The following is an 8,973-nucleotide window of genomic DNA, read 5'->3' on the forward strand; positions in this document are numbered from 1 at the left end:
GACAGGCCGCGGAAGGCGTTCATGATCCCCCACACCGTACCGAACAGGCCGATGTACGATCTCGATTGCCGAGATCCGCAATGGCACCACCTTGTTTGCAAGCAAACCGAGCTGCGGGGTGTAGGCATTGGTGGCAAACATCAGCACCGGGGCGCTAACGCTACCGCCCGGGGTCTTCACCTGAATGACCGGGCCTTCGGTGTAAGACAGCAGCGGCGTGTTCTCGTAAAGCTTCACGCCAGCGCGCAGCGCGGCACGCCGCAGCCCCATCACGTATTTGCCGGGATGGAGCGTGCCGCCTGTCGGTGTGTATTCGCCGAACAGAAACGCGGGTGGGATCCCGCGCTCACGCATCTGCGCCTGATTCAGAAACACCGACTTGTGGCCGTGTTCGGCACCGATCTGCATCTCCTCGCGGATTTTCTTTTCCTGCGACGGATGCACGCCCGCACGGACCCAGCCAGACTGCACGTATTCGCAGTCGATATCGTGTTCCTTGAGCTTGCCCTCGACAAAGCCGACGGCGTCGTCGTAGTAGCGGACGATCTGCGTCGCCTGCTCCTTGCTGATGTTCCGGAACATGAGGTCGTATTCAAGCCCCATGGCACCGGCCAGATAGCCCGCGTTGCGCCCACTTGCACCGAAGCCGGGAAACTCACGCTCAATGACAACCACTTTCGCGCCCTGCTTGGCGAGCTCCACTGCCGCGGAAAGGCCCGCGAAACCGGCACCTGCAATCACCACATCCGCGCTGACATCGCCCGCGAGCGCGGGCTGCATGTCTTCGGGCTTTTCAACCCATCCGCCCAGCGCTCGATACTTTTCCAGGTCGGCCCGCTCTTTGCCGTCTTCCACCGGTTCCGTGCGCGCACTTTGCATCGCCGCCACGGCGGGCACGACAACGGCCGCGGCTGCCGCGCCTTTCACGAAATTGCGCCGGGTCATTCCCGCACGCTCAGCTGGCTTTTCCTGCTTTGACTCGACAACCGCGCTCATTTCAGACTCCCTCAATCCTTGCTCAAAATGTGGACGGCCAATGCCACCTCTTCGACACCCTGAACCTGGCGCGCACAGGCCTCGCCACGTAGTTGCGTAACAGCTCATAGAGCGGGCCGGTGCCGGCGTGAATGGATGCGCGACGGTGCACGGCACATCCGTTAAAGCCGACTCTCATGTCCGGGCGAAAGAGAAGCGGCGCCGCCCTTCTTCTGTTTCACCACCAAGTTAGGAAGGCGTGCAGCACTTCTCGGAGTCAGCGTGCAAAGCAGCCCTCCCATGACTGAAATCCACCGCACCTTCCGAAGTTGATATCAATCAAGCTCTAACGTATCTTCGGCCCTAGAATTACGTTATTACGGCCTAATATTAACGGTGCACTGGCCTACACTCAAGGACGAGCACGTTAGGGAAAACACCGACCAAACGGGACGCAAACGCTGTCGAGCCGACTCAACTTCGTACGCTGCAAGTTGCGGTGTGGCGAGGCGGACCACCGGAAGCGTTTCGCAGCGCGAGGTTGGCGGGGAACGTCCTCCGCTACGGACTCGCGGTAAAGACGCAGGCGAGCGCAGTACGCAAGGAAGCAGTCATTGCTTGCGCACAAGGGCATAAGAGGAAGAAGCGGCGTTTCTCCCATTCCGTCGGATAGGCCTATAATTTGCGGAAGTTTTGTAGAAGCCATGGGAGAGTCAACGTGCAAAACAGCGCGGTCAAGCAAGGAACCCCTGAACATTCGGAGGGAGCCAAGTCCGCCATGCGCCCATCAACACGGCGCAATCGGGAACAGCGCATTCGCGAGATCCTCGAAACCGCGCGCCAGGTCTTTCAAGAAGACGGCTATGCCGGATTCGCAATACGCCGTGTAGCCGATCGCATGGGCATGACCCATGGAAATCTGCAGTATTACTTTCGAACGACAGAAGAGTTGCTGCGCACGGTGCTCCCGGCCTATATGAGCCAGGTCATGGAGGACTACACAGCGATTGCGAATCGTCCGGGCACGGGGGCGGCACAACGTTGCTCCGCGCTGATCAATCGCATCTTCCAGAACATCAACGAAACCGATCTGCCGAAATTCATGGTGGAGATCTGGGCATTCGCTTCGCATGAAGCCTTTGTCGCGGAACTCCTGGACGATATGCAGGCGCGTTTTCGAGACATCTTTGCGAAGTTGTTGTCGGAACTCCACCCCACGTTGAGTCACGAAGAATGTCTGGTGCGTGCCGCAGTGATCGGCGCGCAGATGGACGGCATGACGCTATTTGCATCCCATGGCGATTACCCGGGACGGGACTATGTCGAGCTCGCTCGTGTTGCGAAGCGCGCGGTCAAGATGGTCGTGAGTGCTTCAGCAGCAACGCTGCACAGCGAGCTGCCTCTTCGTCGTCCACGCACACTGCACGAGGGTAGCGATGCCCGTGTCAGCATTTTTGGATCTGACGGATATCTACAGCCGGCCCTACTGGAATTGCGCGCGCGTCAGTCGACTCAAGACACATTCCATTACCGGCCGACGGCGCAGGGCAAACGCAGAGAGCTCAAGATCAACGAGATCATCTCCACCGCCGCCAACCTGCTGGCGACGGAAGGCTATGCAAATTTCACCCTGGCACGGGTGGCAAGAGAACTCGGCACCCTGCCATCGGCGCTTCAGAACTATTTTCCGACCCATGACGACTTGCTCCGCTCGACGATGGAGGCGGTGGGGCAGGCCTATCTGGACCGCTACTCGGAGATCGGCAAACCGAGCGGCAAACCGACACTGGAGCGCATGCTCGAAATTGCCGCGGAGAACTTCGAGGAAACCTGTGTTCCTGCGGTGCAGCAACTCTGGTCGGAGATTTGGGCGCTGGCCCAGCATTCGGATATCACGCGTGAAGTTGTGAGAAACGGCTATGCCGCCTACCGGGTGGTCTGGGCCAACCTCATCCGGGAAGTCGACGCGACGGCAACCGCGCGGGAATGCCTCGCTCGCGCAACGCTCATCACCGCACTGCTGGACGGTGTCACGGTGCTGAGGTTTGACGCCCAGCATCAATCCGTGAGTGAGGACCTCGCGTTCGAACTGGTCATGGTGATGACCGCGCTCATCGCGCAAGGGCGGATCGCCCCCAACGACGTTCTGTAAAGCCCCCCCAAAAAAAAAGAAGATGCCGTGCTGCCACGGCATCGAAAGACCCCAGAGGAGACCAAAGCTAGGATCTAGGAGACGTCACCAGCGTACGTTTTCCATCGCATCGGATGACTGTGTTCGCTGGTTTAAGGGGGCGTGGCGATGGCGTGCGCCGCTGAGACGATGACTTTCCTAGCCTCAGCGCACCTGCGTGCAGTAAGGCGCCCGGAACGGCTCGCCCGGCGTCAGCGACGGATCGTTGAGATTGCTGATGTCGTAGCCGTAGTTGCACCCCCCGGTTGGCAGGGGCCGGTAAAACAGCTTGTCGCCGTAAAACCGGTAAACCAGCGTATGGCGATCCGGGCAATCCGGGGTCACGGGCGCACCGCCGTGCAGCGAGCCCGAGTGGAACAACAGCGCATCGCCCGGCTCCAGATCCCAGGAGACAACGTCCCACGAGGCTGGGTCTTGCGCACGGTCGGCCTCAATGTTGGGCAGTAGCGGCCAATCGGTGTTGACCCACAGCGGCTTGGTGTGATCGTTGGGGTCGTTGTAGGAGGTACCGTTGTACTGCGCCCCAAGGTGAGAGCCTCGCACGACCTCCAGCGCGTTCTTGCGGGGAATCTTCTCAAAGCACGTCCAGATGTTGAGCAACTGCGGCCCGCTGAACGGATAGTACGAAGTGTCCTGGTGCCAAGGTGATCGGCCGGCCCTGCCGCCCTTTTTTATGAAGAGTTCCTCGCCGATCAACCACACATGCTCGGTGTCCCAGAGCGACGCTACAAACTCATCCAGCCCCAACGCCTTGACCGTCGCGACGTGCACATCGCGGTTATCGAAGTTGCCGTAGTCGTTGAAATGCTCATCCGGCGTGCCTGCAAAGGCATAACCGTGCTGCGGGCTGGGGTGGGCAATCCCGTAATCGAACGCCTCGCGCATCCGCTTGAGGCGCTCGGGTGAAAACAGGCCCCGGGCGACGGTGGCGCCATCGCGCGCCAGCTCCAGCTTCATCTGCTCTGTCACTTGCATGTGAACCCCTTCTTACCTCGTTGGATAACGAACCGTCTCGAAGATGTCGGGAGACACGGGGAGACGTGTGTCCGCTTTAACTGGCCTCAGAGCCCAGCCAGCACGCCCTCTTTCGAAAACAGAATCGGCTTGCCACCTGCGTCGATCACAGCGGCGGTGAGTGCCGCGCGGTCTTCACGCTGTGCAACCGCCAGCGGCGCCCCGTCCTCACGCTGCTTGAGCACGAGCCCATCCAGCCCAACCGCAACGAGCCCATTACCCGACGCAACAAGACCGGTGATCGAACTCTTGGTCTCGGCCTTCAACGGTTGCCAGGTCGCTCCGCCATCGCTGCTCTGGAACAGGCTGCCGAGCAGACCACCCACCACAATCCGCCCATCGGGCATGGCTACACCCGACCACAGCGAGCCCTTGCCGCCCGTGGCGAGGTAGTCCCAGGTGGCGCCGCCGTCCATCGACTTGAGCACCGTCCCCTGCTCGGCCGAGATGTAGAACGCGCCCTTGCCATCCGCAAACACGTGGTACAGGTTGCGGTCGGCCTTGCCACCTCCGGGCGGTTTCGGCAGCGTCGTCTTGGTCCATGTCTTACCACCGTCGTGGGTCTGCAGCATCAACGACCACAGGCCAACCGCAATGCCGTCCTGGCCGTTCGTAAAGAGCACGGAGAAGAGCGGCTGATCGACGGCCGTGTCCATGCGCTGCTTTTGCCACGTCTCACCGCCATCGCCCGTCCCGAGAATCACGCCCCACTGCCCGACTGCCCAGCCGTGTTTTTCATCGGCAAAGGAGACAGCGGATAGCGTGGCGGACACCGGCACCGTGCGCGCCTGCCGATACGTCTTGCCTTCGTCGTCGGAGAGCAGAACGATGCCATGCTCGCCCACGGCGACGATGCGTTTGCCGGCGCGCGTGGCGTCCAGCAGCATCCTGTGGGTCGGTGCCTGCCACGTATGCGCGGGCTTGGTGCTCCAGCTGGCAACCGTACCTTCGGCGGGCGTTTGTGCAAACACTGCGGCCGCCGCGCACAGCGCGATGCTGGTAAGGATCGTTTTCATCATGGCTGTCTCCCGTTCAGTGGCTCAGCAGCCCCGGCGCACGCGCCGGCTTGCGCCGTGGGAACCAGCGTTCAAGCACCGAGGCCAGCGCCGGCAGCGCGGTCATCGCCATCACAAGGTTCACGATGAACATGAAGGCCAGCAGCTTGCCCATGTCGGCCTGGAACTTGAGCGCCGAGAAGCTCCATGTCGCCACACCGATGGCTAGCGTGATGGCGGTAAAGATCGTCGCCACACACTCGAACTCCAGCGCACGTTCCATGGCCCGCTCGATCGGGTCGCCTTCGGCCAGGTGTCGCTGCAGGCGGTTGTAGATGTACAGCGCGTAGTCCACGCCGATCCCCACTGCCAAAACCATCACCGGCAAGGTCGCAACCGTCAGGCCGATCTTCAGTTCTTTCATGAACCAGTAGCCGATGAAAGTAGCGACCGTCAGCGGCACGCAGCACGCCAGCATAGAGCGCCAGTCGCGGTAGGCCAGGAATACCAGGATCACGATGGCCGCGTACACGTACAGCATCATCGGCAGCTCGCTGTGCTCCACCTCGTCATTGGTGGCGGCCAGCACGCCAGCATTGCCTGCTGCCAGGCGGATATTGACGCCGGGGAATGGATGCGACACGCGGTACTGCTTGATGTCCTCCAGAATCCGGTTGATCGTCGTCGCCTTGTGGTCGGTCAGGTACAGGTGCACAGCGGTCATGCTGCAGTCGGCCTTCATGAAGCCCTTTAGCCGCGCCACGTCCACCGACACCGCACCGTAGTTCTCGGGGTCGATCGGCACGACGTTCATCTTTGGATAGTCTTCGTTGTAGCCCGCGTTGTAGGTCCGCAGCATCCCCGAGTACGACTGGGCGGACACCACGCCCGGCTCGGCGCGCATGGCCGCGGTGAACTCGTCCTCGTACAGGCCGACGGCCGGGTTGTCGCACGCCTTGCCGTTCGACTCGATCGCCACCGACAGCCAATCGAGGCCCATGTCGTAGTTGCCCGCGATGGACGTCGCATCCCGGTTGAAGCGCGCTTCCTCGCGCAGCTCCGGCGCACCCGGCTGCAGCGTGCCGATCACCCGGTCACGGCTCTGCCAGACAGATAACCCAAACACCATCAACGTGATCAACAGCGTAATGCCGGCGTACTTCGGCTGCGCCACCTTGGACAGCGGGCGCAGCACCGCCGAACGCCAAGCCGCACGCTTGAGCGCGCTCTGCGCATACGCCTGCGTGAAGTTGAAGCACGACGCAGCCACCGGCAGCAGGATCAGGTTGGTCACGATCTTGTAGGCCACACCCAGCGATGCCGTGATCGCCAACTCGCGCACCATGGGAATCGGGATCAGCAGCAGCGTGACGAACGATACGAACGCGGTGACGAGTGCCAGCACGCCCGGGATCAGCAGGCCGCTGAAGCTGTGACGGGCCGCGTCATACGAGCTATTGCCGCGGGCAATCTCACGCACGATGAAGTTGACCTGCTGCACGCCGTGCGAAACGCCGATGGCGAACACCAGGAACGGCACCAGAACAGCGAGCGGGTCGAGACCAAATCCGAGCAGCTTCAACGTGCCGAACTGCCAGACGAGTGAACTCAACGAGCACACGATCAACAGCACCGTGAAGCGCACCGAATGGCAGTACCAGTACACCGAGAGGGCCGTCAGCAGCAGCGCGATCGCGCAGAAGACGAGCACGCCCTTGGCGCCATCGGCAATGTCACCGATCTGCTTGGCAAAGCCGATGATCTGAACCTCGTATCCCGCGTCTTCGAACGGCTTACGGATCTTGTCTTCGAGCGTGTGGTTGAACGCCACGTAGTCGAGCACCTTGCCGGCACTGTCACGTTCGTTCAATTCCGCGGTGATCATCGCGCTGTCTTCGTTGTGTGAGACGAGCGTGCCGACATAACCGCCGAGCGTAGTCGCGCGACGAATGCTCGCCACGACTTCTGGCGTCAGTTGATCCGGTGTGATGTTGCCCGAGATGATCGGCTCGGCGCGGAAGCCTTCTTCAGTGATCTCGTTGACGAAGGCGTTGGGCGTCCACAGCGAGCGCACGCCGATGCGGTCAACGTTCGGCAGGTAAATCACCGCCTGAGTCACGTTGTACAACCGTGTGAGCCCTTCCGGCGTCCAGATGGAACCCTTCTTCGCCCGCACCACCACCGTGATGCGATTGGCCCCGAGCAGATCGTTCCGGTACTTCTGGAACGTCTGGATGTATTCATGGCCGATCGGCATCTGCTTCTCGAAGCCCGCATCCATGCGCAGTTGCACAGCAAACACGGCCATGCCTGCAGTGAATAGGCCAATCAACACCAGCACGATCGCGCGGTGGCCGAAGAAGGCTTTTTCCAGCCCCGCAACAAGACGATTCAACACGACACTACCCCTTCAAGTATTTCTGGCGGCGCACCGCGTGCGCCACCGCCCGGCACGGACACGTCAGAAGTTGCGCGTGATGAATGCGCCGATGAAGTTCCGATCCGAGTACGGATTGCCCACCGTGTTGTGGCCGCCCCAGAACGCCGTGAAGTTGATGCCCGCCTGCCACACTGTCGGGTTCTGGTTGAACAGCACGTAGAAGTTGGCCGACTTCGCGCCCTGCATGTAGTTCGCGTTGAAGGTGGGCGTGTAGCCGTAGAGCCCCGCGTTGAATGTCACGCCTGGCGTCACCTGCCAACCGGGGATGAGCGTGCCGTCATACGTCCAGTTGAAGTCGACCGTCACGCCGCCCGAGGCTGCTGTACCCTGCCGCATGCCGATGGGGTAACCCGTGTCCGAGTTGTAGTTCAACCACGTCAAGTAGCCAGCCTGGGGCGCCTGCATGACTTGCACGCCGTTGACGGTGCGGGTCACGCTTCCGCCCAGGCCGGGGTAGTAGACCATCGTCGCTTCGGTTGTCAGCGTGGCCGAATCCGCACCAATCATCTTGAGGAACGGATACTCGCTGCGCGTGAGCGCCAGAATGCCATTGATGCCCAACTGCAGCTTCTTGCGATCGACCCACTGCTGGCAGTCGACACCGCCCGGGTTCACGTTCAGGTCCATCGGTCCACCTGCGCCGTAGCAGCCCGAGAGCGCCACCGCGTCACGCGGGCGATACGACAGCTCGGTACCGACTGCCCACGGTCCCACCGGGAAGTTCGCGCTGATACCAAACAACTGACGATTCTGCTGATACGACCACTGCGCCGTATTGTTCGCCAACGAGGTCAACACGGGCGACTTGTCGGTGTAGTTCTCGTAGTAGAACGCGAAGTTCGCGTCGATGGAGGTCGGCACATAGTTGAACTTCACACCGAACTGCGGCTTGTATTTCGAGGGCAGCTTGTTGGAGACCGGCAGCCCGATCGAGAACGATGGGGGCCCTGCGAAGTCGCCATTGACCAGGCCGTTGTTGATCGCCGCAATGGTGCCCGGGTCGTGGCTGTTCAAACCGTTCTGGCCTGCGACCGTACCTGCGCTCGGGCCGTTCGCGTTGAAGTTGGTCGTGTTCGCGGTGAAAGGCTCAGCACCACGGCCCACAGCGTTGGACGCCGACCAGAAGGAGCCAACCGGCGGCATGCGGTTGCCGTTCCAGATGAACTGGTAATAGGCCTCGGTGCTCAAGCCATGCGAGAGATTCGTGGCAAAGCTCACCATCGGCGCAGGTAGCAGCGCCTGCTTGAGCTGCGAGCCCGGAATCAGGAGCTTCTGGATATCGAGCGAGTTGGTGGCATTGATGCCGCCCATCGCATACATGCTCTCGACACAGTAGATGACCTGGTTGACGATACGGA

The 8,973-nt window shown here is 61.3% G+C and carries 6 protein-coding genes and 1 pseudogene; 1 reads left to right on the plus strand and 6 read right to left on the minus strand.

Annotated elements, in window-relative coordinates; translation table 11 throughout:
- Both AB0305_RS21595 and AB0305_RS21600 read right to left on the minus strand, forming a co-directional pair.
- Positions 1-128: MotA/TolQ/ExbB proton channel family protein (locus AB0305_RS21595; RefSeq protein WP_366174000.1), on the minus strand; the 128-nt coding region annotated here is incomplete at its 3' end.
- Positions 118-1,104, minus strand: a pseudogene (locus tag AB0305_RS21600) (FAD-binding oxidoreductase); the annotation flags it as partial. The pseudogene AB0305_RS21600 and the gene AB0305_RS21595, both read right to left, overlap by 11 nt.
- Positions 1,105-1,693: 589 nt before the next feature.
- Here AB0305_RS21600 and AB0305_RS21605 point away from each other — a divergent pair.
- Positions 1,694-3,127: a TetR/AcrR family transcriptional regulator gene (locus AB0305_RS21605; protein WP_366173990.1), complete on the plus strand. Its 1,434-nt coding sequence runs from the start codon at positions 1,694-1,696 to the stop codon at positions 3,125-3,127.
- Positions 3,128-3,310: 183 nt separating this feature from the next.
- On the opposite strand, the gene AB0305_RS21610 is transcribed toward AB0305_RS21605, so the two are convergent.
- The 4 genes from AB0305_RS21610 to AB0305_RS21625 all read right to left on the minus strand — a co-directional run.
- A complete protein-coding gene (locus AB0305_RS21610; protein WP_366173992.1) occupies positions 3,311-4,141 on the minus strand; it encodes a phytanoyl-CoA dioxygenase family protein in 831 nt (276 codons plus the stop codon).
- Positions 4,142-4,227: 86 nt separating this feature from the next.
- Entirely contained in the window at positions 4,228-5,199 is a 972-nt protein-coding gene (locus AB0305_RS21615) for a YCF48-related protein (protein WP_366173994.1), read from the minus strand.
- A gap of 13 nt (positions 5,200-5,212) precedes the next feature.
- Positions 5,213-7,573: an efflux RND transporter permease subunit gene (locus AB0305_RS21620; protein ID WP_366173996.1), complete on the minus strand. Its 2,361-nt coding sequence runs from the start codon at positions 7,571-7,573 to the stop codon at positions 5,213-5,215.
- A 63-nt stretch (positions 7,574-7,636) separates the two neighbouring features.
- The coding region (locus tag AB0305_RS21625) for a DUF1302 family protein (RefSeq protein ID WP_366173998.1) at positions 7,637-8,973 on the minus strand (1,337 nt) is incomplete at its 5' end.

The sequence above is a fragment of the Arthrobacter sp. NPDC080086 genome (assembly GCF_040702285.1).

Coding starts and splice junctions, on each gene's coding strand:
- AB0305_RS21610 (WP_366173992.1), bottom strand. CDS start 4,141: ATGCAAGTGACAGAGCAGATGAAGCTGGAGCTGGCGCGCGATGGCGCC.
- AB0305_RS21615 (WP_366173994.1), bottom strand. CDS start 5,199: ATGATGAAAACGATCCTTACCAGCATCGCGCTGTGCGCGGCGGCCGCA.